Source organism: Cohnella sp. GbtcB17, from assembly GCF_019091135.1.
GTDB lineage: Bacteria > Bacillota > Bacilli > Paenibacillales > Paenibacillaceae > Cohnella.
The window spans coordinates 1-26187 of the sequence record NZ_JAGXJW010000079.1 but is presented as its reverse complement, the minus strand read 5'-3'; the positions used below and the strand labels follow the sequence as shown (position 1 = coordinate 26187).

Below are 26187 nucleotides of genomic sequence, written 5' to 3'. Positions count from 1 at the left end.
TGTCTTCCTAAGGAACGACATGGCTAGGATCCCGCTTGGTGTGGCCTACCTGCTCCTTGGGGATGACCCGGTCGTTCAGCACGATCGCGTTGGTGACGACGGTGCCGATCAGCATGAGCGCGCCCATGAGCGCCGATACGCTCAGCGTCTCGCCCGTCAGCCAGAGCGCGACCAATCCGCCGATGATGGCGAACGGCAGCGAGAACATGATCGCGAACGGTGCAAGACCGCCGCCGAACGTCAGCACGAGCACGAGGTAAACGATCGCGATCGCCGCGGCCATCGCCAGACCGAGCTGCGTAAACGTCTCGTTGATCTGCTCCGTGACGCCGCCGTAGCTGACCTCGACGCCCTCGGGCAGCTTCAGCGCGTCGACTTTGTCTTGCAGGTCGGACGAAGCCTTGGCGACGTTGGATGCCGTGATCTCTGCGCTAACCGTCGCGACCAGGCGTCCGTTCTCCCGCGCGATCGAGTTCGGCGCCGCGCCTTCCCGGACGTCGACGACGTCCTTGATCGGCACCTGAATGCCGAGCGGGGATTGCAGTTTAACGTTGCCGAGATCCTCGATGCCGCCGTAGGTCGCCGTTTCCTTTTCCACGAAGACGTCGTACTTCTTGCCTTCCTCCTGGATGCGCGCAAGCGCCTTGGACTGCTGCTGCGGCATGAGCGCCATCGCTACCTGGCCGGCCGTCAGGCCGTATTGGCTCAGCTTCTGCTGATTCGCCGCCAGCGTGTACTGCTCATACGTCTTGGACAAGCTCGTATCGACCTTCTTGAAGTTGCTGTCCTTCTTCATCAGCTCGGCGACTTGATTCGCCGCCGTGCCGACAGTCGTCAGATCGTCGCCGTAAATGCTCATGCTGAACGTGCTGCCGCCGACGCCGCCGGAGAAGTCCATCTCGGACCAGGTACCCTCGGGCACGAGCGCCTGCAGGTCGGTCACGAGCTTTTCCTTTTTGTCGGCGAAGTGCTTCGTCTCGTTCTTGAATTGCAGGTAGAACAGGCCGCCCTTGGAAGGGCCAGGCGACAGCGGGTTGCTGCCTCCGATCGAATATTGCATGTTCGTGATGTCCGAATCCTTGAGCAGCGCCTCTTCGACCTTGAGCGCGCGCGCCTCGACGTCGGACAGCAGCGCCCCCGGCTCGGGCGAGTAGGTGATCATCGTGTACTTCTCTTCCTCCTCGGGGAGGAAGCTCGCGCCGATGACCGGGATCAGGAACAAGCTCGCCACGAGAATGACGACCGAGATGACGACCGTGATCACCTTGTGGCGCAGCGCGGCCGACAGAATGCGCCGGTAGCCCATCGCCATCTTGCCCGGCTTGTCTTCGTGATCGTGACCTTTGCCCGGCTTCACGCCGTTCTTGAACAAGGAGTGCGCCAGCATCGGCACGACCGTGATCGCCCCGAGCAGCGAGGCGAGCAGGGCGAATACGATCGTCAGCGCGAACGGCAGGAACAGCTGTCCGACCATTCCGCTGACGGTGCCAAGCGGCAGGAAGACGGCGATCGTGACGATCGTCGACGACATGATCGGCATGAACATCTCGCGCGTCGCTTCCAGCACGAGCTCCTTGCCTCTCAGCTTCTCGCCCGTCAGCGACATCCGCCTGTATATGTTTTCGATGTCGACAATGGAGTCGTCCACGACCCGGCCGATAGCGACCGTCATCGCGCCCAGCGTCATGATGTTAAGCGTGATGTCGAACTGCTTGAGCAGCAGCACGCCGATGATGAGCGACAGCGGGATCGACAGGATGGAGATCAGGGTGGTGCGGATGTTGCGCAGGAAAAGCAGGATGATGATAACCGCGAACAGCGCGCCGAACAGCGCCTTGTTCAGCATCGTCTCGACCGACTTCTCGATCGGCTTGCCCTGGTCGAGCAGCGTCGTCAGCGACAGGTCAGGATGGTCAGACTTGAGCTCATCGGCTTTGTCCTTGACGGCGTTGACGACATCGACCGTATTGGCATCGTTGGACTTGACGATCTGGATGCCGATCGAGTCCTTGCCGTTCGTGCGGGAGACCGATTCGGATTGAGAGACGAGCTCCACATTGGCCAGATCGCTCAGCTTGACGGTCGGAATGCCCGCTGTCGCCCCGGCTCCGTTGCCTGCGCCTGCAGCGCCTTGACCGGTCGCGCCGCCGGCGGCGCCGTTAGCGCCCTGGCCACCCTGGCCACCTGCTGCAGCGCCGCCTTGTCCAGCCCCCGGTGCGCCCGCCGAAGCGGGTACAGCCGGAATCGCAAGATTTTTCAGGTCGTCCAGCGTGACGATGCCGCCGTCGACGAGGATCGACTTTTCCGACTTGCCCATCGTGAAAATGCCCAGCGGCACTTCGACCGCGGACGCCTGAATCATCTGCTCGACCGAAGCTTCGGTCATGCCGTACTGCGCCAGCTTGGCCTGGTCGAAGGTCAGTTTGACCTCCTTGACCGATTGACCCGAGATCTGGACGGATGCCACACCCGAGATATCCTCAAGCGCAGGCTGCACCACGTCGGTCACGATCTTGGTCAGGTCCTCCAGGCTGCCCTCGCCCGAGGCGCTGAGCGACATGACAGGGAACGTATTGATCGAGAACTTGGAGATGGTCGGCGTCTGCGCGCCTTCCGGCAGTGTCGTGGCCGCAATCGCTTCGCGGACGTCGCTCATCGCCTTGTCCATGTTTTGGCCGAAGTCGAATTCCAGATTGATGTTAGACACGTTCGACATCGACGTCGACGTTACGTTTTTAACGTTTTCGACGCTTTGCAGACGCTGCTCCAGCGGCTCCGTTACCTGCTCGATGACGCCCTGCGGGGCGGCGCCCGGCACAACCGTCGTAACGCTCAAATACGGAAACGACAGATTGGGCAGACTCTCCTGCTTCATGTTCAGCCCGGAATACATACCCGCCACAAGGACGATAATGGTGATCATCCAGACGGCGAATTTGTTTTTAAGCGAAAACCCGATAATGCTCCTCATGCACTCCGCTCCTTTGATCTCTTTAAATACAGACGCAGCATGGCGTCAGGATCGCAACGCCGCGTCCGCACCCTTCTTTTTCCATCCTATCGAACGACCGTTCAAATGTCAATGAATGCAATCGGGCGGTATTACTCTTCGTCCTTTCTCGGAAGCAAACAGGTCCGTCTTCCCTTCCATTCGAACAGTCGTTCAAATCATTGGCTGCCACCTTTGTATACGCCGCCTTCGACCAAGCCGTTTCATAATTTACCGTCCATACAACATAACAACGAGGCAACCGCACCGAACGCCGCCGATCGGCTGCATACAAAAACGCGCTTCCCCGGCAGCCCATCACCGGAAAAGCGCGTCCTTCCTGTATGTTGTTATGAGGCGGTCAAACCGGCATCGCTCTGCCCGTGTAATCGACAAACCAGGTCTCCGCCGGCACTTCGGTTGTCCCCTCGACAAGGTCGATAATGCCGAGTGCGCTCTCCGCCGGAGACAGCGGCGCCGACTGTCCGCCCATGTCCGTGCGCATCCAGCCGGGGTGAACGGCGAGTGCCCGAATGCCTCTTGGCTTCAGCTCCTCGTTCAACTGCTTCGTGAACATCGACAGCGCGATCTTGGACAGTGCGTACGGATAATCGCCGCCGTAGGCCCCCGCGAAGCTGCCTGCGTCCGAAGCGATGTGTACGACGATCTCCGCGCCGGACATGCTCTCCCGCATGAGCGGCGTCAGATGCTTGGCGACGATCAGAGGGCCGTAGAGATTCACCTCGAACGTGCGCTTCAGCTCGTCCATCTCCAGCGAAGCGATGCCCCCGCTGCGGCCAAGCAGGATGCCCGCGTTGCTCACGAGCGCGTCCAGCACGAACCCTTCGCCGCGAAGCTTCGCGGCAAGCGCCTGCGCCTGCGACTCGTCCGACACGTCGAGCGCCTCGATGCGCACCAGGCCCGGATAGCGGTCCGCGAGCTGCGCAAGATCGTCGCCCGCGCGGCCCGCGTCGCGAACGCATGCCGCCACGACGTGGCCGCGCGCGGCAGCGAGCTTGGCGAGCTCATATCCGAGCCCCCGTGAGGCGCCGGTGATCAGCAGGTTCATCGGTCGTTCTCCAGCAGCTCGACCAGCAGCTTCAGCTCGGACGACGTATCCATATAGGCGTAGCGCCCGCCCGTGTATTCGCCCTTTTGCAGCAGCTTGTGGCCCTGGCGGCCGAGCAGTTCGATTTTTTGCTGCATGCCCTCGATGACGAAGGCGATATGGTGAAAGCCCTCGCCGTCGCGCTCGAGCGACTCCCGCCATGTGCTCGGGTGCTCGTCGGGCTCGATCAGCTCGAGCTGCAGCGAGCCCATGTCGAAAAACGCGAGCTTCGCCCGCGCCTTCGAGGGCTGCCCGCCGTACTCGGTGCGCGCGATCTCGGGCGCGTCCGTCCAGAACCAGGCGGGCTTGTCGACGCCGAAGAAGTCGGCATACGCCTGCGAGGTCTTCTCGATGTCGCGGACGACCAGTCCGATTTGCGTAATCGTATTGTTGCCCAACAAGCCTTTCTCCACGTTGCCTCGCTCCTCTGTCGCTTATTTTCCAACTCGGAATTGACTCGCCTAACGTCCGACCGGACGGCAGGACTCCCGCTTGATGAGCCTGGAGCTCGACATATATCGGCTCGCGGTGCCTTCGGCGTCTTCGATATGACCAATCACGTAGTCCGTCAGGCTGCTCATCATGTCGCCGAAGTCGATCGCCACCGTCGTCAAAGCCGGCTTGAATCTCGCGCTCAGCGCGTGGTCGTCGAACCCGATGACGGACATGTCCTCGGGCACCGACAGGCCCGCCTCCTGCAGGGCTCGAATCGCGCCGAACGCGACGCTGTCGTTGGCCATGATCATCGCCGTTGGCAGCCGCTTCTCTTCCTCAAGGAGCTTGCGCATCGCCTGGTACCCGGCCTCCTCATGGAACAAGCCCGGCCGCACCCAAGACTCGCGCACCTCCAAACCATGCTCTTGCATCGCGGCCAGGAAGCCATTGTACTTGTCGATGCCGGAATAGCGGTTCATGTCGCCGTTCACGATGCCGATGTCGCGATGTCCGAGCTCGGCGAGGTAGCCGACCGCCAGACGCATGCCGTACGCATTGTCGAAGTTGGCGACGATCCGGTTGGCTTCGCTGCGGCCCGGCAGATGCTGATCCACGACGCCGACCGCGAAGCCGTCTGCGATCAGCGCCTCGATGAACGGCTCCTCATTGGCCGCGCCGATGAAGATGCCGCCGTCCACGCGGCGCTGGTAGAAGGCGTCCTTGACGCCGCGCACGCTGTCCGCATCCGCCGTATCGCGGATAATATAGGTCAGCACGTAATAGCCGCGCGAGGAAGCATGCTCGACGACGCTCGCGAGCAGCAGGTTCGTCAGCATATCGCCCGAGATGCGGCCGGCTTCGATGACGAACAGGCCGATCGTGCGCGTGCCTTTGCCCGCGAGCACCTGCGCCGACAGATTCGGTACGTATTGGTAGGCGTCGATGACCTCCATGACCTTTTTGCGCGTCTCGGGCGGCACATTGGCATAATTGTTGATTACGCGGCTGACCGTGCTTCGGGATACACCGGCGAGCCTGGCGATCTCGACCGAGTTGATTTCTGTTTTCTTCATGTATAGCCATCCTTTTAGAACGCTGATCAAGGATTGTAAACACGCGTTTACACCATCATTCTAACGAATCCGCCTGCCGCGGTCAATCCCCTGTCTGGCGTCTTGTTATTGACAATCTCTCTTGTCTTCGTGTATTATAATATATTAGACAAGTGTTAACCCTCTGATTTTTCCTCTCCATTGGGGTCGAACCCCTCTGCGTTCCCCACATCATTCCTTTTTACCAAGGCTGCTGGAAGGACACGAATTCAAGACTGGCGCGGTCATTGGAGCCGCAAGAACGACTGAGAGGCAGGGCTTTCGTTGCTTTCGTGCATATGATTTATCAGGAAGAATTGCGCGGTTTCGCTTGTAAATGCAGGTGTACGACAAATTCAATCGCATCGCATTAAAAAAACCAGACCCCCGCAGGTACCCTGCGGGGGTCGTCCAATTGGGCCGACGTCCGTCCGCGCGGGAACGCGAACGGATACGCATCAGCCGACGATCATGTGCACTTCGGCGCCGGCTTCCCCTTCGGGCAGCGGGTTTTTCGGCTTGGAGAGCAGCACCCCGAGCACGAGGCCCACGACGGCGACGCCCGTCAGCACGAGGAAAGTAAAGCCGAACGCATCCGAATACGTGTGCAGATCGGGTGCTTGCAGCTGCTTGTCGACCATAATATCCTTCATCCGCGACGCGGACAGCGTCGTGAGACCGGCTACCGCGAACGACATCATGACCTGCTGCGCGGCATTCGTGAGCGAAGTCACGCGGCCGACGAGATTTTGCGGAGCGGACTGGATCAGGTACGTGTTGAGCGGCATCATGAACAATCCCATTCCGGCGCCGAGCAAGGCCAGCGGCAGGATAATCGCGCTCACGCCGGCGTCGGCGGAGATGCCGGACAGCAGGAAGGCGGATGCCGTCGTGACGATCATGCCCGCAAGCACGAGCGGTCGCGCGCCGAACCTGTCGCTCAGCCGGCCGCCGATCGGCATCATGATCGCCGAGGCGAGCGCCTGGGGAATCATAATCAGGCCGGTCTCGAACGCGGTGTAGCCTTTAGCCTGCTGCAGGAACAGCGGAACGAGGAACAGCGTGCCGAACAACGCGATTTGCGATACCCACTGAACGATGATGCCGCGCGTGAACGTGCTGGAGCGGAATACGCGCAGCTCGAGCAGCGGATCGCGGCGTCTCAGTTCGACGATGATGAACAGGATGAGCGCGACGACGCCGATGCCGATGCCGGTCAACGTTGAAGCCGCCGTCCAGTTGTTGCCCGTCGCGACCGTCTTGCCGCCTTCGGATACGCCGTAGACGAGCGCGGCGAACGCGATCGGCGCCAGAATGATGCCGAGCATGTCGAGCGAAGCGACGGACTGGCGGTCCATCTTCGGCAGCGTGCGAATGCCTAGCAGGATGCCGATGATGCCGATCGGCAGGTTCAGCAGGAAAATCCATTCCCAGCTCGCGTAGTCGACGAGCCAGCCGGCGATAACCGGACCGAGCGCAGGCGCGAGCAGAATCGGGATGCCGAGCATGCCCATGACCTGGCCGACTTTTCCCGGAGGCGACAGTCTGTAGATGAAGGCCATCGCGATCGGGCTGACGACGCCCCCGCCCAGACCTTGAAGGATGCGGAACGCGATGAGCATCTCAACCGAATTGGACATCGCGCACAGCAGCGATCCGATCGTGAACAGGCCAATCGCGATCAGGAATACCCGCTTGGCGCCGAAGCGATCCGACAGCCAGCCCGCCAGCGGGATGACGGCGGCCTGGGCCAGCGCGTAGCCGGTGACCGTCCATTGGACGAGCGACAGGCTGTTCTGATTGAACTCGACCATCAGCTGGGGCAGGGCGACGTTAACGGCCGTCCCGTCCAGGATGACCATGAATATGCCGACGATGATGGCGATCAGCGGCGCGAATACATCCTTGATGGATGTCGGCTGACCTGGCGATGCAGCATTGGCTTGCATTGTAGCGCTCCACTCTCCCTTAGGTAGCCGCTCGCCCCGCGCCTCTCTCCGATCTATCGCGCCGTTGACCGCCGCTCGGCTTCAACGTTACAATAGAATCATGCAAGGCTATAAAGGACTGCGGCTTCTTTAAGCGGACAATTGTCCGCTTTTTAATGCCATGTTACCGGACAATTGTCCGTTTGTCAACGCGAAGTTCAATTCATTTGAAAGGAGCGTCTCCCGATGATCAAGCCACGCAAGCGCAGCGACGCCGCCGAGAACAGCCGCCTGATCCTGCAGGCCGCCAAGAAGCTGTTCGCGGAGCAGGGCGTGCAGACGGTCAGCATGCATCAGATCGCCAAGACGGCCGGGGTCGGCCAGGGCACGCTCTATCGCTGTTATTCGCATAAAGGGGAGCTCTGCGCCGCCATTGCCGAGCAAGTGGCCATGGATACGGTCAAGCAGCTGGAGGATTTCCTTGCGAAGAATAAACACCTGCCCGCCTGCGAGAGAATCGGCGGCGTCCTTCAATACATTATTCAGTTCATCGACGAAAAATTTCAGCTTTTGCTGCCGATTCATACGGTTCACGATTGCGAGGATGAGTCCGTATTTTTCCGCTCGCCGATGTACCGGTATTTGCTGGACCTGATCGCCGGCTTGTACGAAGAGGCCGAACGCGCCCGACGCGTGGGCCATGAGGCCGCAGCACCCGCGGCAACCGTCGAATCCGACGACGACATGCGCGCAAGATGCGTCGCACAAGCGCATATCTTGCTCTGCTCGCTCCAGCCGGCCGGGGTGATTCATATGCGAGAGTCGCTCGGTCTCGGCGTCCCGGAGATCGTGGACCGATACCGGGGGCTGTTCGCCCGATAAGCAAGCATGAGCCGCAACACAAAGCGGACGGCGCATGAAGATCCGCGCCGTCCGCTTTGTATTGTAACCGGTTCACCGAAAAAACGAAGGCAGGTACGCCCGGTTCTTCTCGATCATCTCGCCTAACATGCGTTCCGCGTCGTTCGAGGACGGCACGAGCGGATGATGGGCCAGGGCAAGCAGTGCTTTGCCCTTGTCCCCCTCGACCGCTGCCTCGATCGCGAGCCGCTCGTAGGTTTTTACCGCGTGGATCAAGCCGACGACCGACCGAGGCATGGTCCTGGGCTGCACCGGCTTAGGTCCTTCAGCGTGGACGACGCAGTTGACCTCGATGCAGGCGTCGTCCGGCAGGAAGTCAAGGGTGCCGTCGTTGCGTACGTTCAGCGTCTGCACATCCTTGGCATCGTTGTGCAGCGAAACCATCAGCTTGACCGCCGCCTCGGAATAATAGGCGCCTCCGCGCTGCTCGAGCTGCTTCGGCTTCTCCGCCAGGCGCTCGTCGCGGTAAATCTCGAACAACTCGCTCTCCAGCCGCTTGACCGTCTCCGCGCGAGTCTCTCCCTTTAACGCCGCGGCCTGCTGCTCGGCCAAAAGCTCGCGGTGAAGGTAAAAATACTTCAGGTAATACGACGGAATCGCCCCGAGCGAGCGAAGCAATGACGCATTCCAGCCGAGCTGCGGCACGTTCGCGGCGGAGTAGCCGCCGCCTTCGCCCAGCAGCTCCGGCAGCTTGGGGACGCCGTCCACCTGGATGTCGCTGATCCAATGCAAATGGTTGAGCCCTACGAATTCGCAATAGATCCTGTCGACGGGCACGCTGTAGAGGCCTGACAGCCACTTGTACGCGCCGATCGGGGAATTGCACAGACCGACCGAGCGGATGCGGGAATGCTTCAAGATCGCTTCGGTCACCATCCCGGCCGGATTGGTGAAGTTGAGCAACCACGCATCCGGGCACAGCGCCTCCATGTCGCGCGCGATATCGAGCAGCACGGGAATCGTCCGCAGCGCCTTCATCATGCCGCCAGGCCCCGTCGTCTCCTGCCCGATCATCCCGTAACGGAGCGGTATCGTCTCGTCCCATGCGCGGGCCTCCAGCAGTCCGACCCGCATCTGCGTCGATACGAAGTCCGCGCCGTCGAGCGCCTCGCGCCGATCAAGGGTCAACCGGACCTGGATCGGCAGCCCCGAACGCGCCACCATTCGCTTAGCCAGGCGACCGACAATGTCCAGCTTCCACTGCCCTTCCGACACATCGACCAGGACGATCTCCCGGACCGGCAGTCGCTCGTAATTGGCGATGAACCCTTCGATTAACTCCGGCGTATAGGACGAGCCTCCGCCGATGACCGCCACCTTCATTCCTCCGCCCCTCCTTGTTGGAAAGCCTGAACGGACAATGCCTGCGCAAGATTATCGTATACCTCCGGCCCGATCCCAAAACTTGCCCGGTCCATCGCCAGCAGCAGCGCGCCGCCAGCCGGCTCGATCGTCAGCACGCGCAGGCTGCATTCCGGCGCTGCCGCGCGGACAGCGGCTTCGATATAGGGCATCACATAGCGGCTATCCCCGCGGGTCAGCACGCTGCCAACCAGCACGACATTGAAGCGATCCCCCTCCATGCCGAGCCGGCGGATCGTCGCCTCAGCCGACAAGCCGAGCTCGACGCCCTGGCGCCGTAGGATGGCCTTCGCCGTCTCATCGCGATCCGCGACTTCGAACAGCACTTTGACGAGATCGCGCGGGATGTTTGCGTCGTGATCGAGAAAATCGTGGAACATCGCCTCGACGGAAGCGTAACCGAGCGCGGCGGGCACCGCTTCCGTGAGCAGCGTCGGCTCCCCCCTGCCCTCCCAGGCCCGGATCGCGGCGCGGAACGCCTCGACGGCCAGTTCGCCGCCGCCCCCGAAGTCGCCGTAGGCATAGCCGAAGCCTCCGCATTGAAACGACGCTCCCTGCTTGTTGATCCCATAGCAGTTGGTACCGCTGCCGCAGACGAGCGCGATGCCGTCCGGCTGCCGGGTGCCCGCGCGAAGGCCGATGACCGTATCGCATACGATATCGTGCGAACCCAGCCCCAGCCCTGCCATCATCGGGCGCAGAATGCGGAAGTCCTCTTCCCTGTCGGCGCCCGCGAGACCGTAGACGGCATACGCCACGTCGACGCGGGATACGTTCGCGCTGGCCAGCGCTTCGTCAACGGCCGCGCGGATATTCGCCTTGGCCGACTCCGGGCCCAGCTGATGATTGCCGCATCCGCCGTAGCCGCGGCCGACGATCCGGCCCCGCTCGTCGCTGACGACGGCGAGCGTCTTACTGCCGCCCCCGTCGACGCCCAAAAAGTACTTCAAGCTTTCCTCTCCCCTGACGGCGGTCGGTTTTCCGGCTTCCGCGAGCGAATCGCGGCGCCGGTTCCGCCGCCTCTCAATTTAACCCCGTTATTTTTGCAGCTTGCTCCGGTTTTCCTGCCACTTCTTCGTCTTATAATCCAACAGCTTGTCGTAGCCCACAGACTTTGCGTCTGCATTGGCCTTGTCCAGGATCGAATAGACGTCTTCGTCGCTTTTTCCGTTCAGAATCGCCTGCGCGAAGGCCTTTTCGTAAATCTCCTTCACGCTCTGCGCCACGATGCCTTCCGGCGAATCCCCGGCAGGGTCGAGATTGACGTATTCGGTCGTATTGAACTGCGTCTTCCAGGTGATCTGGGACTGCCATTTGGTCTCCCAGCTCTTGAGATCCTCGGGCAGCGTCGACTCGAACTTCATCTTCGCGTTGTCGACGTAAACGGTGTTGCCTACCCATTGAAGATTGACCGTGTCGTTCATCAGCTTGTCACGGCCCTTCGTATCGCTCGTGAACTTATCGGTGAACTTAGGCTTATCTTCCTCATCCGCACCGTCCCAGTACAGTCCGGGCGGCCCCCACATGATGACGCGTTGGCCTTCGGGCCCTGTCATCCAATCGAGAAAGGCGAAGATTGCTTCCGGATCCTTGGCCTTCTTGGTGATGACGCTCACGTTCCAGCCGAGCTGGTTGTAGGAGCCCGTAAAAATCTTGTTCTTGTCCAGGCCCTCTTTGTGCACGGGCCAGATCATAATGTACCCGGCATCCGGATCCTCCGCCTTGAGCAGAGAGTTGCCGATGGCGCCGAATTCGGTCGGACTGGACGCGGCGTACACCGCCACCTTGCCGGTCACGATATTTTGCTCGACCTGATCGAGCGGCTGCGTGAAGGTGTCCGCGCTCATCAGTTTCTCGCGATACAGCCTGGAGCCGAACGCGACCCCCTCCCGGAACGCTTCGTCCTCGAACACCGACGCCAGTTTGTCGCCCTTGGGCGCGGCCAGCATGGCGACGCTGCTGAAGTCGTACGGATGGTTTTCCGCGAACGCCGAGGACAGCACGGTAATCGCCTCGGCCTTTTGGCCACCTTCGAACGGGATGACATTCGGGTACTTTTCCTTGACGAGCTTCAGATAACTGTAGAGATCCTCCGTCGTCTCCAGCTTGGGCGCGCCCAAGTCGTTGTATATTTTCTTGTTGACCAGGTAGCCCGCGTTGCCGTTCGGCTGCGTCGTATACCAGTTCGGGAACTGATAAATTTTGCCGTCCGGAGAACGGAGCATCTCAAGCGTCGAATCGCCAGCCCATTTTTTGAGATTCGGGTACTTCTCCAAGTAATCGTCGAACGCGACGAGCATGCCGGCCTCGCGCAGCTTCTCCACATCGGCGCCCCGCTCCATCCAGATGACGTCCGGCAATTCGCCCGAGACGATCATGGTGCTCAGCTTTTGCGCCGCGTTGCCTCCCGAACTGACGGGCGTCACGTCGACCTTTTTGTTCGCCTTGATCCACTTGGAAGCCTCGTCTTCGCCCCAATTCGGCATCGTGTACCAATCGTAGTGACCGTAAAAGGAAAACGACAAAGGCTTCTCGCCCAGATTGTAGACGCCCTCCGTCTTCGAGGAAGCCGTCCCTCCCTGTGAAGCAGTGCCGGACGAAGACGACGTCTCCCCGTTGCCGGAAGAGCACCCCGATGCGATCAGCGCAGCGGCCAGCATGCCGGACCATGCGAGCGAAGCTTTTTTTTTGAGAATCTTCATTTTTCCCTCTCCCTTCGATCGTTCGATCTATGCGGCACCCGCCGGCAGGCGGGAGCGCGGTCCAGGCGCCTTGGCGCCGTTAACCCTCTCGAAGCGGTGCGTTATTCCTTCAGCGAGCCGACCAACACGCCCTTGACGAAGTACTTCTGCACGAACGGATACACGCACAGAATCGGGAGCGTCGCCACCATCATCGTCGCCATCGAGAGCGACTTGGTGGTGACCGTCCGCATCTTGTTCAGCCGTCCCTGGGCGGCCGAATTCAGCTGCGACATTTGCTCGCTCATGATGTTCGAATTCAGGATCTGCTGCAGCTTGGTCTGGATCGGCAGCAAGTCCGCATTGCTGATATAGATGCTCGGCGTGAACCAGTCGTTCCAATGATAGACAGCCGTGAACAGCGACAGCGTCGCGATGACGGGACCGGACAGGGGCAATACGATGCGGAACAGCACGCCCCAATTGGAGCTGCCGTCGACCTTGGCCGACTCCTCCAGCCCGAGCGGCAGCCCGAGGAAGAAGGTCCGGAAGATAATCATGTCCCACACGCTGATCAGTCCCGGCACCACCATGACCCAGAACGAGTTAAACATGCCGAGCTCCCTAATAAGCAAAAACGAAGGGATCAGGCCGCCGCTGAAATACATCGTGACGATGCAGAACACCATGTAGTACTTCCGGCCGATCAGCTCGCGTCTCGTCATGCCGTATGCGAAAATCGCCGTTGCCAGCATGCCGCAGAAGGTACCGACCACAGTCCGCAAAATAGAGATCAGAAAGGCATTGACCAAGCGGGCATCTTCGAACACGATCCGGTAATTCGCAAGCGTGAATTCGCGCGGCCAGAACGTCACGCCGCCCTTCACCGTGTCGATGCCTTCGTTAAAGGAGATAACGGCCGCATTCCAAAACGGATAAAAAGCGACGAAGCCCAGTATGGCGAGCAGCGCATAAATGACGGCAAGCAGCGCACGGTCCCCTGCGGTTAGTTTAAGCATGACGATCCCCCTCGCCTTACCATAAGCTGTTCCCCGACCGTCGAGCCAGTTGATTGGCGGCCACGAGCAGCCCGACGCTGATCAACGCCTTGAACAGACCAGCCGCGGTCGCGTAGGAGTAGCGGGAATTCTGGATGCCGATCCGGTATACGTAGGTGTCCAGGACGTCGCTGACATCCCGCAGGACCGGATTCGAGGCGAGCAGCAAAATATTTTCGAAGCCCGCGTTCAGCAAATTGCCGATGGCCAGAATGAGGAAGACGACGATGACAGGCATAATCGCCGGCAGCGTGATCGAGAACATCTGGCGCAGCCGGCTCGCGCCATCCACCGCGGCTGCCTCGTGCAGATGCGGATCGACACCGGCGATCGCCGCCAGATAGACGATCGAGGAGAAGCCGATCTCTTTCCACACGTCTGTGACGACGAGGATCGACCAGAAGTATTCGGGCAAGGAGAGAAAGTTGATCGGCTCGCCGATCAGGTTGAGCTGTTGGAGAAGCAGATTGAGGCTGCCGTTCTCCGTGGACAGCAGGGATGCGACTAGACCGGAGACAATAACCCAGGAAAGGAAGTGAGGCAGATAGCTGATCGTCTGAATCGTCCGCTTGAAGACGCGGCCGCGGATCTCGTTCAGCATCAGCGCCAGCAGGATCGGCGCCGGGAACCCGATCAGCAGCTTCAGCATGCTGATGACGACTGTATTGCGGATGACCGTCCAGAATTCGGGAGCGCCGAAGAACATCTCAAAGTGCTTGAAACCGACCCACGGGCTCCCGAAAAAGCCTTTGAACAAGCTGTAGTCTTGAAAGGCCATGAGCACGCCATACATGGGGATGTAGCTGAATACCAGCAAAAAAATCAAGCCCGGCAATACCATCAGTTGAATGTCCCACTGCCGGAGAAACCGTGTTGGCCCGGACGGCTTGAGTTCTCCATCCTGTCGCGCTTTGCGGATGTCGGTAAGCGCCATATGCCATTATCGCCCCCCGTCGGTAATTTCCTTTATCTTACCTGTCGGGGGGCGGCACCTCTGCGCCAAATCGACCGAATACTGACTCAATCTTACTGTTTTGCAAACGAGAAGGGGATCAGGACATCTTGCGTCGGACGGTCCGAGGGGAGCTGCCATATTGGCGGATGAACAAACGGTTGAAATTGGAGAGCGTACGAAAACCGCATTCCATGGCAATATCAAGGATTTTGCGGTCGGTAGATTTGAGCAGATGGACGGCCTGCTCGAGCCGCAGCTGAATGAGATATACCTGCGGAGGCACGCCGACCGTCCGGCGGAAAACGTCGCAGAAGCGGGACGGGCTGAGATATACGCGGTCGGCCATCTCTTGAAGGGTCCAGGGATAGGCCAGATCGCTTTCCATCGCATGGATGACGCGGCGGATCTTCTCCAGCTTGGCCGCGCCGAGCGCAGCGTTCTCGCCTTGGCGGGGAGCGCGGAAGTCGCGGTTTACGTAAGCAAGGAACTGATGGAGGCAGGCGTACACAAGTGAAGTATGCGAGCGCTGCGCGCCGACATGCTCCGCCTGCATCTCCAGGAGCAGCGAACGGAGCGTACTCATACGGGGATGAGCGCGGTCGAGCAAGTTCGAGAAGTTGACGCCCATCTCCTTGAAGGGAGCCAGAATCTCGGGGTCATACCGGAGCGTGCCCGTCAGCCAGGCACCGTCGAAGGTCACAACTTGAAGAACCAGATCGCGAGTCTCGTAGGCGCAGTGGAGATCGTTCGAGCTGATGAGCAGGATATCGCCTTGCTTGAATTCAAACCGCTCGCCGTTGATGATATAGTAGCCGGTGCCTGACTTGATCATATTGATCTCCAGCGCGTCATGCCAATGCATGCGCTGATACCCGGAGTCCACCCCTACCGTATCTTCTATAAAAATCGGAAACCGTCTGTCCAAATTCGCCTTCTCCCGCGGAATGCTATACGGTTGAATTAATGTCACGCTTTCTCCCTCCCCCGGTCTTCTGGAGTCTCGAATTTAGTCTAATGATAATTCCGCGTTATATTATCTGTCAAATACCTGCCTCGCACATGACCAAAGCATATGTAAGCGCTATCCAAACGAGGTAAAAAAAAACGCCAATCCCTTTGGATTCGCGTTTGCTTCCTTTTTTCCTGCTAAGAGCTGTACATCGTTCCTTTGGAGCGTCCGGGGACCGTTGCCCTGCTCGCCATCCAGCGCTCGGCCGCATTTACCGCCAGCAGCGTCAGCTCGACGAGTGCGATCGCGGCGACGACATCGAGCAGGACGTGCTGCTTGATGAACTGCGTCGACAGGATGATCAGCCCCGAGCCGATGCCGATCAGCGACAGACTGCGGCGGGTCTTGAAGGTGCTGCTGGCGAGGATGCGGAACACCATGTAGCTCGAGAAGCAATGGATGCTTGGGAAGCAGTTGAACGGCTGATCCCGGTGATAGATATAGGCGACCATCCGCGTCAATGGATCGTGCCCGACGAGCTCGGGACGCGGCACGGTCGTCTGGAAGACGCTGTAGACGAAGTAGCAGACGAGCGCGCAGATCGTATACGTCGCGATGGCGCGGTAGAACGTTCTGACATCCTTGACGAAAAAGTAAAGCACACATACGTAGATATATACGATCCAAACGGAATACGGAATGGCGAACCAGGTGACGAACGGAACGGCCTGGTCGAGGGGCGTCACCAGATGCCAGACGCGCCCGCCTCCCCTGTTCACGGCTGCGTAGATCATCCCGAGCACCGGGAATACGAGCATGGCGAGCAGTGGCGCGAAGCGCCTTGCGGAAGCCGGCCAATTGATTTTCATCGCGGATCCCTCCTCGCGGCGGCTACTTGCGGTCCGGCAGGGATCGCACGTACCCGTCGGACATGCTGAGCAGCTTCATCGCATTGTCGTAGTTCGCGCGGCTGTCGCCGCCCGGCGTCTCTCCGCCGTCCTTGAAGCCGAGCGTGCGCCCGTCCTCGAAGCCAGTGCCGGAGATGAACATGCCGCTGTCGTCGATATAGGAGCCTGTCGGCAAATAATAGCGTTCGGGCAGCATATTGCCGGTTGAATTGAGCAAATCTTGGCCAAAATGAAGATGATCGGACATCGACAGGCCCGCCAGATTCGCGATCGTCGGGAAAATATCGGATTGACCGCCTAGCGTGCCGATCGTACGGTGCTCCGCCGCTCCGGCGGGCAGCTTGATCAGCAGCGGAATATTGAGCATGTCGGTCAACTCGTAGTCGCGGCCGAGCAGCTCCTTCATGAGCTTCTTTTCGCCGGACGTCAGCGAGTAGATTGGCAGGCCCTGATGGTCGCCGTACAGCACGACCGTCGTGTCGTCCCACAGCCCGCGCGCCTTCAGATCGGCGATCAGCTCGCCGAGCGCGAAGTCCGCGTAGTTCTGCGCGCGGATGTAGTCGCCGACGAGCGTGCCCTTGAAGCGGTCCGGGAGCTCCATCTTGTACTTGCGCGACGGAATCTTGTACGGGTGGTGGCCGGACATGGAGATCAACTGCGCGTAGAACGGCTTGCCGCTCGCCGCCATCTCCGCCAGCTTCGCCGTGGACTTGGCGTACAGCACTTCGTCCGAGGCGCCGAACATGACCGTGTCCTCGTCGCCGAACAGCTTTTTATCGTAATAGGCCTGCCAGCCCAGCGCCGGATACAGCTCGGTGCGGTTCCAGAACACGGCGTCGTTCGTATGGAATGTCGCGGTATCGTACCCGTTCGCGCCGAACAAGCGCGGCATGCTCGGCAGCTCCTTGCCCGCGTACTCCTGCGAGGCTGCGCCGTGGCTCGGTACGAACATCGACGTGTTCACGACGAACTCGGCGTCCGCCGTGTTGCCCTGGCCGACCTGCTGGTAGAACCGGTCGAAGTACAGGCTGTCGCCGGCGAGCGCATTCAGGTTCGGCGTGATGACCTGACCGTCCACCGACTTGCCGATCAGGAAGTTCTGCAGCGCCTCCATCTGAACGACGAGCACGTTTTTACCGCTGGCCTTGCCCCAATAGAGCGGCGTGCCGGACGGCGGCGTATAGCCTTTAAGCTGGTCGATCTGCGCCTGCGTCATGCCCGAGACGTCGACGGGCCGATCCTTGGAAGGCGCGAACGCGGCATATACCTCGTAGTTGATAATGCCCATTTTCTCCGCCTGCACGACCTCGTTCATGCTGTGCCGGTACGGCCAGACGGTGAAGATGCACGCGGCCAGCGCCAGTACGCCGATGACGGACATCACGCTGCGGCGCTCGCGGACCTTGAGCGTGCGCCCCCAGGCGCGGAACGACTTGCTGAAGCACAGCAGAAGCAGCAGCGCGACGAAGTCCGTGTAAATGAGCAGAAAATACGGATGGAGCAGAGAGAAGACGCTCCCCTTGACTTCCGTCACCTGGTTCACCTGCTGAAGCGCATGGTAGGTGACGATGACGCCGAAATATTTATAGTACATAATCACGGCAAAATAGACCGACGTCAACACGCCGTTCGCCGTTAAATACAAACCCAGCTTGCGCCTTGGCGCGAGCAGCTCGATGAGGCAAAAGACGACCCATACGGACGGCAGCCCCGTCGCAAGCGGCAGCCACAGCCGCCAGCCTTCGAAGATAACGTACCCCGCCAGGTACATTTTCAGAATCATCAAGAGGGAGAACAACACAAACGGCTTCGTGAGCCAAAACCGTACTCGCTGCCATGCCATCATAAACGCAAGACCATCCCTTTATTAAATCTATCCCGCACGCCAAAAACGCCGGCCAAGTGTAAACCGCAAGTAAACGCCGACGCAATCAACTTCATCATTATAGTCTTTTGCCGCCTTCAAATAAAGCGATGCTTGCAATTGCCAGCCGCCGCCGGATGCGGGCCCGCCGCACGCTTCGCGAACAGGAAAAATAAGCTATAATGTGGACATACGAAAGGAAGTGAGCGAACGTGGCCATTCGATATACAAGACCGTACGACGAGATTTTGGATGAGCTGTCCGAGGCGCTGGCGACCATCCCGGACTGCTACGATACGTTCGAGATGGAAGCCCAGGATTGGGCGGAGCTGACCCAGGCGGAAAAGGACGTCTGCATCCGCACGCTGGCCGACGACCTCTTCTACGTGCTGGGCGCGGAGAAGTCGGCGAGCGCGGGCTCGGGCAGCGTCGAGTACGACAAGGCGCATCATGTGATCAAGGTCGTATCGACGCCGCAGCTCGTTCATATCGTGGGTCTCAGGGAAAAAGCCTGACGCAACCAGCGGCCGCAGAAGCCCTCCGCCCGAATCGGGCGCGAAGGGCTTTTTGGCTTTGTACGCGGCAGGCGGTCCGTCTAAAAGCGCATGGGGCTGTGGTATAATGAAATATTACCATTCGCGCGAGCTGTCGCGGGGAAGGAAGCTCAAGCATGATTTATCATCCGTCCCTCCAGCAGATCAAACTGCTGTGCGGGCAAGCCGCGTACGAGCGCGGCATGAAGCTGGATAAAGCGGGCAAGGCGATGGCGTCGGGCGAGCAGAAGGACGAACGCCGGTACGACGCGTACGTGTGGGGCGCCGAAGGGCGCCGAAGCGTGCGCATCGATCTCGGCGATTCCGGCATCGTCGACGCCAGATGCGATTGCTCCGCCGCGCACTCGCAATATTACTGCGAGCATATCGCCGCCGCGCTGATCCACCTCCACGAAGAACGGGCACCGGAGCCGGCGGAACGTCCGCTTCCCGCGATGCCTGCGGCCAGACGGGAAGCGCTGATCCCGACCCGCGACCTGCTTTTCACCAAAGGGCTTATCTCGCTGTTCGACGGCCCCGCCGGGACGGCCGACGCGAGCGAAGAGCTCGGGACCGAGGCCGGGGAGATCGTGCCGCTCGACGTGGAGTTCATCTGCAAGGCGGTGACGGAAAATACCCGCTCGCCGCTGCTCGCGATCGAGATGAAGGTCGGCCCGAAGCGGCTGTACGTGGTGCCCAAGCTCAAGGAATTCCTCGAGCGGATCGAGCTCGGGCAATCGTACGCGTTCGCCAAGCACTTCGTCTACGATCCCGCCGTCCACGTCTTCAAGCCGGAGGATCGCGCCATCGTCGACAAGCTCATCGTCGTCTCACGCAGCGAGGCCGCCTATCGCGACGCCTTCCGCGCGGCGCCCGGCGGCTCCGCCTTTGCGATGGACCGGCTGCTCATCCTGCCCCCGCTCGCCTGGGAGGATCTGCTGCCGCTGTTCGCACGCGCGAACGTCCGGTTCGAGTACGGCATGCGGACCGCCGAAGCCGTCGTCGTCAGCGAGGCCCCACTCCCTCTCGTCTTCGAGCTGGACAGCGCCGAGGACCTCGAAGGCTACCGGCTGGACATCCGGGGCCTCGAGAAGGTCGTCATTCTGGAAAACTACGGCTTCGTGCTCGCGGACGGAACGCTTCACCGGACGGGCGATGCGGCGATCCGGCGGCTGGAGGAGCTCAAGCGGATGTTCGCCTACAAGCCTGCCAAGCAGGCGTTGATCGCGCCCGCGCAGATGGAATCGTTCCTCGATCGCGTCGTCCCTTCCCTCAAGCGGATCGGGCGGGTCGACATCGCGCAGCCGATCGCCGACCGCATCGTCAGCCCGCCGCTCGCGGCGCGGCTCGACCTCGACTGGCTGAACGGCAGGCTGCTTGCCCGGCTTACTTACCGGTACGGCGACAAGGAGATCAACGCCCTGCAGGCGGACAGCCCGCTGCGCCGCGACGCCATCGACAGCGATGCCATTCTTGTGCGCGACGTGGACGCCGAGCACCGGATCATGGCCCTGATCGAGCGCGCTTCGTTCAAGTACAACGGCAGCGAGCTGTATCTTGAAGATGAGGATCTCATCTACCGGTTCCAGTACCGGCTGCTGCCCGAGCTCGAGCGGCTCGTCCAGGTGAGCGCGACCGCGGCGATGCGGCGGCTTCTCCATGATCTGCCCCCAGCGCCGCGCATGACGATCGACTACGACGCGCATGCCTCCTGGCTCGAGGTGCGCTTCGACGTAGAAGGCATCGACGACGACGAGATCCGCGACATCCTGCGCAACCTGGTGGAAAAGAAGCCTTATTATCGCCTATCCGGCGGCGGCCTGCTATCGCTTGAGGACGGCGGCTATGCCGAGATCTCCCGGCTCATGGACGAGATGGGCATCCGCCAATCAGAGATCAAGGGCGCCCGGCTCGACCTGGCGGCCGTGCGCGGCCTGCCGCTCATGGACGCGGACGTACGCGGCGGCAGCGTGAAGCTCACGCGGGCGCTGCGCGAGCTGCTCGACAACATGCGCAATCCCGACAATCTCGATTTTCCGTTGCCCGAAGGCCTGACCGCGACGCTGCGCGACTATCAGAAATTCGGCTACCAGTGGATGCGCACGCTCGCGCACTACCGGTTCGGCGGCGTGCTCGCGGACGGCATGGGCCTCGGCAAGACGCTCCAGGCCATCTCCTTCATCGCAGCCGTTGTAGGGGAAATTCGCGCCTCCGGTCGTCCCGCGCTGATCGTGTCTCCCGCTTCGCTCATCTTCAACTGGAAGCACGAGCTGTCCCGCTTTGCGCCCGGGCTCCGGATCCGGATGGCCGCCGGCGACAAGCAGGAGCGCCTGGACACGCTCACCGGCATGGAGGACGCCGTCGTCGTGATCACCTCCTACCCGCTGCTGCGCCGCGATATGGAGCTGTACGGCGCGCTCAAGTTCTACTGCCTTTTCCTGGACGAAGCCCAGGCGATCAAAAACCATGCGACCCAGACCGCGCAGGCTGTGGGACGCATCCAGGCGGGCATTCGCTTCGCGCTCACCGGTACGCCGATCGAGAATTCGCTCGACGAGCTGTGGTCGCTTTACGACGCCGTCTTCCCCGAGCTGTTCGGCAGCCGACGGGAGTTCGCCGCGCTCTCCCGCGAGCTCGTCGCGAAGCGCGTGCGGCCGTTCCTGCTGCGCCGGATGAAGCGCGACGTGCTGAAGGAGCTGCCCGACAAGATCGAGACGCTGCAGCATTCGGAGCTGACCGACGATCAGAAAAAGCTGTACGTCGCCTATCTCTCGAAGCTCCAGACCGAGACGCTGCAGCAGCTCGAACACGATGGCTTCCAGAAGAGCCGGATGCGCATTCTGGCCGGACTCACGCGGCTCCGCCAGCTGTGCTGTCACCCGGCGCTATTCGTCGAAGGCTACGAAGGCAGCTCCGGCAAGCTCGACCAGCTGCTCGAGATCGTCGGAGACGCGCTGGATGCAGGCAAACGGATTCTGCTGTTTTCCCAGTTCACGTCCATGCTCGCCATCATCCGCGAGGAGCTGTCGCTGCGCGGCCTGCCCTGCTTCTATCTGGACGGCCAGACGCCGGCGGCGGAACGGCTGGAGCTGTGCACCCGGTTCAACGAGGGCGAGAACGACATCTTCCTGATCTCGCTGCGCGCCGGCGGCACGGGCCTCAACCTGACCGGCGCCGACACCGTCATCCTGTACGATCTGTGGTGGAACCCCGCGGTCGAGCAGCAGGCGGCCGACCGGGCGCACCGGATCGGGCAGAAAAACGTCGTGCAGGTCATCAAGCTCGTCGCCGAAGGCACGATCGAGGAAAAGATGGTCGAGCTGCAGCAGCGCAAGCGCGATCTCATCGCCGAGGTCATCCAGCCGGGCGAGGAGAGCCTCTCCGCCATGACCGAGGACGAGATTCGCGAGCTGCTTAATATTTAATCCAATATTTGTTGTCTCGTATTGATTGCAAATTAAAGCTTCGGGGTATAAAATTCATGGAATATTCGTCGGTCATACCGACGTAGTACATATCATCCTACTAAGGAGTGATCTTTCATGAAGCAGCCCATGAAGAAGACCGCCGCGCTGTTGCTTGGCGCCGCCATCGCGATGTCCGCCACCGGTGCCGCCGCTTACGCGGAGGAGACGCCTGCGCCGATGCCTTCGAAGCTGTGGTTCCAGGTCGGCAACCACAACATCGGCATCGACGACGGCGTCGAAACGCTGGACACGACGCCTTACATCGAGAACGGCGTCACGTTCGTGCCGTTCGCGGTCATCGCCGGCAAGTCCGGCGCGCGCATCAACTATAACGGCAAGAAGACCATTTACATGAAGAAGAGCAACAACAAGGACACGTACACGTTCACGATCGGCTCGAACAAGTACATGTACAACGGCGAAGAAAAAACGCTCGCGGCCAAGCTGACCGTCAAGAGCGGACGCGTCGTCGTCCCGCTCCGCGACATCGGCACGCTGCTGGGCTGGAAGGTCGTCTCGTACGATAACGAGAAGAAGATCGTGCAAATGACGATGTAAACGATTTATCCCGTTAAATTCAAAAGCCGCTCCATCAGTCGAAACGTTTGACTGGATGGGGCGGCCTTTTTTCGCTGCTGCTGTAGATGAGTTATGTAAGGGTGACTGTTGACTTACATTGATGCAGCACAATTGCCATGCTGATGAAGCCTATCGTGCAAAAGCTTTTGCGCGGTAGGAGAACGACGAGCGGATGCGGCTCTCGATCGTGCACTTTTGCACGATACCCTCATCTACGCCTTTTCACTTTATAGATTGATGATTTACGCTGTGCTGTACTAGCCCCGTGTGCGCCGCTCCCTGTGTCTAATCGCCGAGAGCGTCCCCTCTCCCGCATCTACGTGAGAATAGGTTATAACATGCCAGCCGGCCTTCATAGGATGATACAAGCATCCCCAAAAGGACTAGAAGACGGCGCGGAGGCAGGTGGCGATATGACGTTGAATCCGGAAGACCGTGAACACCACGCGCTTTTTAAAGAGGCTGTTCGGCAAGCGGTCTTGCGACAGGAAGAAGCGATTGCGGACTTCATGCGTTGTGCGGCTCTGCACCTGCAAATTAGTGTAAATACAAGAAGCAACGATCGCGGGGAAAACGCCCCTTCGGACTTGCATGCACTATCCGAAACGTTGATCGCTTCGGCTCGAATCGCCGAGGCGTTGGCCAGTCTGCAAGGTACGACGCGACGCGGGAACTGGTTGATCGCCTGGGATTTGGGCAGGAATATACCACCCAGCGAGAATGCGAGGGTGCAAATGATAAGATACGAACCATCCGTCATTCAAGCGCGGAAAAGGCCGCGCCAGTCTGGTTGGCATCTCCTAATCAAAACGCCATTAAAGCTCAAGCTCAAAAAAACGAGCGCCCCCTTGGACGCTCTGTTCATAGCGATTAGTAGGCATGTCTCGATTCACGCTTCCTGACCATACTACCAGTGCATGTCTTGACTCACGCTCCCCAGCCCTGCAGCCAGTTCACAACTTGACTTACACTCCAACCGTGCCGCCCTAGACCGGATTCACCTTCACCGCGGCTTGCTTACCGCTGACCTGAATCCCGGTCTCGCGCGAGCCGTGCGGTGCTAGCTCCTTCAGCATGCGCTCGATGAGCGCCTTGGCGCGCTCGCCTTCCTTGGCGCCCGCCAGCTTGACCGTGAGCTGCACGGCGTGCCCCGAGACCAAGAGCTTCTCGGCCTGGCGCAGCTTGGTCTCGTAGTCGTGCTCCTCGATCTGCGCGGTCAGCCGCAGCTCCTTGGTCTTGACCGCGCCGCCTTGGACGCGCTCCGCCCGCTTCTCCTGCGCGGCCGACTGCTTCGCAGCGCCCCGCGCGACCAGCTTGCACGGCGGCGGGCTGCTGAGCAGCGACGTGCAGACGAGGTCCGCCTTCGCTTCCTTCGCCATCGCGAGCGCCTCTTCCCGCCCGACGATGCCCAGATCTTCTCCATGCAGCCCGGTGAGCGCCACCTCGGACGCTTTTATTTTTTCGTTCATCAGCAGCATGCTGCCTCTCCCCTTTCCTGCCTGCAACGCTACAGATTCAGCACACCGTGCTGCGCCGCCGTATGCAGGTCACGCCATACGCGATTGATCGTCTCTCGCTGCATCAGCGCGGTCATGCCCAGCATCGGCCATATCGCATGCGCGGCTCCGACCGCCGAGCGGGCGGCTTCGACGCATGTGCCGCTGACGCGCCGCACCGTCTCGTCCGGCAGCTCGCGCCGTTCGGCAAACGTCTGCCAGGACGACTCGGTTTCTCCATAAAAACGGTCGGCAAACGTCTCCAGCAACTTTCGCTGTCCTCCAATCGCCTCCGATACCCGTCCGTATCGACCGGCATAAGCGCGATCCCACTCGCCCCGCTTCGCGCCTGCAAGCGCAGCAGCTTCATCGAGGAATCGCCGTCCCAGCCCAAGCACGACCGCCGCAAACGAAACCTGCGCGAACGGCAGAAACGGGTAGCGATAGATCGGATCGTCGTAACGCGGCTCCGATGCGATATCGAAAGTGTGCGTATCCGGAACGAACGCGTCCACGACACGGATCGTATGGCTTTCCGTCGCCTGAAGCCCCATCGCGTTCCAATCCCGGACGATCTCCACTTGATCCGGCAGGAAGGCAAACGAACGAATCTCGGGCGCTCGATCGCCAGTTCGATTGTCGGTACGCGCGTCAGCTTGCTCGACGGTTCGAACGCCAGTAAGCTTATCAGATCGCTCGTCAGCACGATCGACACCACGATCATCGGCGCCCTCTCCCCCTTGCCCGCCATCCTCGCCCCGCTCCACGATGCAGTTCGCGGTGTAGAAGCTGGCGTACCCGGCCCCGCTGCAATATTTCCAGCTGCCGCTCACCCGATAGCCGCCCGGCACCGGCTTCGCGACGCCCGTCGGATGGCCGCTTCCCGCAATGACCGCGCGCGGGTCCGCGAACAGCGCCTCGGCCGTCTCCTCCGGCAGCGTCGCGGCGAAGAAGCCGCCGCCCGAGCCGATCGTCACGAGCCAGCCGAAGCTGCCGTCGGCATAAGCCGCCTGCTCGAAAATACGCGCGGCGTCCGGCAGCGGCGTCATCCGCCCGCCGAGCGCTTCGGGCACAAAGAGCTTGAACAGCCGCTCCTCGTAGATCCGCTCCAAGATCGCCTGCGGCAACCGGCCGTCTCGTTCGATGGCCGCCGCAGCCTCCCCGACTTGCGCCAGCAGCGCCTCCGATATGCTCTTCCCCATTTTCCCCATAACGGCTTAACTCCCCATTCTCTCTTTTTCATCTCCCGATCCGGCCCTCGCTCACTTTCGCAAGCGAACGCCGATCTCGCGGACGAGCTCGTTCACATTCACCGGTTTGGTCAAGTAGCCGTCCGCTCCCGCGCGGAGGCATTCCTCGCCGTCCTCCACGAATGCCTTCGCAGTGAGCGCGATAATCGGCAGCTCCCTGCGGCCGGGCATCGCCCGAATGCGGCCGATCGCCTCAATGCCGCTCATGCCGGGCATCATAATATCCATGAGCACGAGATCTATGCTCGCGTTCCCCGACAGCATACCGAGCGCCTCGCCTCCGGAGGAAGCAGTCACGACGCCGAAACCCTTCGCCGCGAGCGCGACCCGCAGCGAATATACATTGTGCTCGTCGTCGTCGACGATCAGCAGGCGATGCGTGGAGGGCACGACCGACGCCGGGCCGCTGTCGGCCGCGGAACGTCCCCGTGCCTGCCCCGCAGACGCTTCCAGGGACGCCGCCTGTTCCATTGCCCCCGAATTCCATCCCGCCGGCGCCTGCGCATCCGCCGCCGAAGTGACCAGCGCCGACCACGGCAGGAGCAGCGTGAACCGGCTGCCGCGGCCCGGCCCGCTCTCCAGCCGGATGTCGCCGCCGAGCAGCACCGCGAAC

Annotated in this window: 21 protein-coding genes; 5 read left to right on the top strand and 16 right to left on the bottom strand. The window is 60.8% G+C overall.

Annotated elements, in window-relative coordinates; all coding sequences use genetic code 11:
• Window positions 1-7: 7 nt before the first annotated feature.
• The 5 genes from KVT38_RS30085 to KVT38_RS30065 form a co-directional block, all read right to left on the bottom strand.
• Window positions 8-2971, bottom strand: a complete 2964-nt coding sequence (locus KVT38_RS30085; protein ID WP_217597448.1) for an efflux RND transporter permease subunit — start codon at window positions 2969-2971, stop codon at window positions 8-10.
• Window positions 2972-3350: 379 nt separating this feature from the next.
• Window positions 3351-4058: an SDR family oxidoreductase gene (locus KVT38_RS30080; RefSeq protein WP_217597447.1), complete on the bottom strand. Its 708-nt coding sequence runs from the start codon at window positions 4056-4058 to the stop codon at window positions 3351-3353.
• Window positions 4055-4510, bottom strand: coding sequence for a VOC family protein (locus tag KVT38_RS30075; protein ID WP_217597446.1), 456 nt, complete (start codon window positions 4508-4510; stop codon window positions 4055-4057). The genes KVT38_RS30080 and KVT38_RS30075 overlap by 4 nt, the downstream gene beginning before the upstream one ends.
• Window positions 4511-4558: 48 nt before the next feature.
• Window positions 4559-5605, bottom strand: coding sequence for a LacI family DNA-binding transcriptional regulator (locus tag KVT38_RS30070; RefSeq protein ID WP_217597445.1), 1047 nt, complete (start codon window positions 5603-5605; stop codon window positions 4559-4561).
• Window positions 5606-6081: 476 nt separating this feature from the next.
• Window positions 6082-7572, bottom strand: a complete 1491-nt coding sequence (locus KVT38_RS30065) for a DHA2 family efflux MFS transporter permease subunit (RefSeq protein ID WP_217597444.1) — start codon at window positions 7570-7572, stop codon at window positions 6082-6084.
• Window positions 7573-7797: 225 nt separating this feature from the next.
• On the opposite strand from KVT38_RS30065, the gene KVT38_RS30060 reads away from it, so the two are divergent.
• The gene (locus KVT38_RS30060; RefSeq protein ID WP_217597443.1) at window positions 7798-8433 is read left to right on the top strand and encodes a TetR/AcrR family transcriptional regulator; all 636 of its coding nucleotides are present in this window, start codon (window positions 7798-7800) and stop codon (window positions 8431-8433) included.
• Between the two features lie 72 nt (window positions 8434-8505).
• On the opposite strand, the gene KVT38_RS30055 is transcribed toward KVT38_RS30060, so the two are convergent.
• The 8 genes from KVT38_RS30055 to KVT38_RS30020 form a co-directional block, all read right to left on the bottom strand.
• The gene (locus KVT38_RS30055) at window positions 8506-9795 is read right to left on the bottom strand and encodes a 6-phospho-beta-glucosidase (protein ID WP_217597442.1); all 1290 of its coding nucleotides are present in this window, start codon (window positions 9793-9795) and stop codon (window positions 8506-8508) included.
• The gene (locus tag KVT38_RS30050; protein ID WP_217597441.1) at window positions 9792-10784 is read right to left on the bottom strand and encodes an N-acetylglucosamine kinase; all 993 of its coding nucleotides are present in this window, start codon (window positions 10782-10784) and stop codon (window positions 9792-9794) included. The genes KVT38_RS30055 and KVT38_RS30050 overlap by 4 nt, the downstream gene beginning before the upstream one ends.
• An 87-nt stretch (window positions 10785-10871) precedes the next feature.
• The gene (locus KVT38_RS30045; RefSeq protein WP_217597440.1) at window positions 10872-12536 is read right to left on the bottom strand and encodes an extracellular solute-binding protein; all 1665 of its coding nucleotides are present in this window, start codon (window positions 12534-12536) and stop codon (window positions 10872-10874) included.
• Between the two features lie 101 nt (window positions 12537-12637).
• Window positions 12638-13534 (bottom strand): carbohydrate ABC transporter permease, encoded by an 897-nt coding sequence (locus KVT38_RS30040; protein ID WP_217597439.1) that lies wholly within the window; start codon window positions 13532-13534, stop codon window positions 12638-12640.
• 16 nt (window positions 13535-13550) lie between these two features.
• Window positions 13551-14414 carry an ABC transporter permease gene (locus KVT38_RS30035; protein WP_254639672.1) on the bottom strand — a complete coding sequence of 288 codons (864 nt, stop codon included), beginning with the start codon at window positions 14412-14414 and terminating at the stop codon, window positions 13551-13553.
• A gap of 211 nt (window positions 14415-14625) precedes the next feature.
• A complete protein-coding gene (locus KVT38_RS30030) occupies window positions 14626-15498 on the bottom strand; it encodes a helix-turn-helix domain-containing protein (RefSeq protein ID WP_368859184.1) in 873 nt (290 codons plus the stop codon).
• 176 nt (window positions 15499-15674) lie between these two features.
• Window positions 15675-16346, bottom strand: coding sequence for a phosphatase PAP2 family protein (locus KVT38_RS30025; protein ID WP_217597437.1), 672 nt, complete (start codon window positions 16344-16346; stop codon window positions 15675-15677).
• 22 nt (window positions 16347-16368) lie between these two features.
• The gene (locus KVT38_RS30020) at window positions 16369-18231 is read right to left on the bottom strand and encodes an LTA synthase family protein (RefSeq protein WP_217597436.1); all 1863 of its coding nucleotides are present in this window, start codon (window positions 18229-18231) and stop codon (window positions 16369-16371) included.
• Between the two features lie 230 nt (window positions 18232-18461).
• Here KVT38_RS30020 and KVT38_RS30015 point away from each other — a divergent pair, with 230 nt between their 5' ends.
• The 4 genes from KVT38_RS30015 to KVT38_RS30000 all read left to right on the top strand — a co-directional run bounded on the left by KVT38_RS30015 (window position 18462) and on the right by KVT38_RS30000 (window position 23730).
• Window positions 18462-18764, top strand: coding sequence for a hypothetical protein (locus KVT38_RS30015; protein WP_217597435.1), 303 nt, complete (start codon window positions 18462-18464; stop codon window positions 18762-18764).
• Window positions 18765-18919: 155 nt separating this feature from the next.
• Window positions 18920-22207 carry a DEAD/DEAH box helicase gene (locus tag KVT38_RS30010; protein ID WP_217597434.1) on the top strand — a complete coding sequence of 1096 codons (3288 nt, stop codon included), beginning with the start codon at window positions 18920-18922 and terminating at the stop codon, window positions 22205-22207.
• Window positions 22208-22324: 117 nt separating this feature from the next.
• Window positions 22325-22807 (top strand): copper amine oxidase N-terminal domain-containing protein, encoded by a 483-nt coding sequence (locus KVT38_RS30005; RefSeq protein ID WP_217597433.1) that lies wholly within the window; start codon window positions 22325-22327, stop codon window positions 22805-22807.
• Between the two features lie 434 nt (window positions 22808-23241).
• A complete protein-coding gene (locus tag KVT38_RS30000) occupies window positions 23242-23730 on the top strand; it encodes a hypothetical protein (RefSeq protein ID WP_217597432.1) in 489 nt (162 codons plus the stop codon).
• Between the two features lie 84 nt (window positions 23731-23814).
• On the opposite strand, the gene infC is transcribed toward KVT38_RS30000, so the two are convergent.
• The 3 genes from infC to KVT38_RS29985 all read right to left on the bottom strand — a co-directional run.
• Window positions 23815-24306: a translation initiation factor IF-3 gene (gene infC / locus KVT38_RS29995; RefSeq protein WP_217597431.1), complete on the bottom strand. Its 492-nt coding sequence runs from the start codon at window positions 24304-24306 to the stop codon at window positions 23815-23817.
• Window positions 24307-24335: 29 nt separating this feature from the next.
• Entirely contained in the window at window positions 24336-25535 is a 1200-nt protein-coding gene (locus tag KVT38_RS29990; RefSeq protein WP_217597430.1) for an acyl-CoA dehydrogenase family protein, read from the bottom strand.
• Between the two features lie 51 nt (window positions 25536-25586).
• The coding region (locus tag KVT38_RS29985; protein ID WP_217597429.1) for an ATP-binding response regulator at window positions 25587-26187 on the bottom strand (601 nt) is incomplete at its 5' end.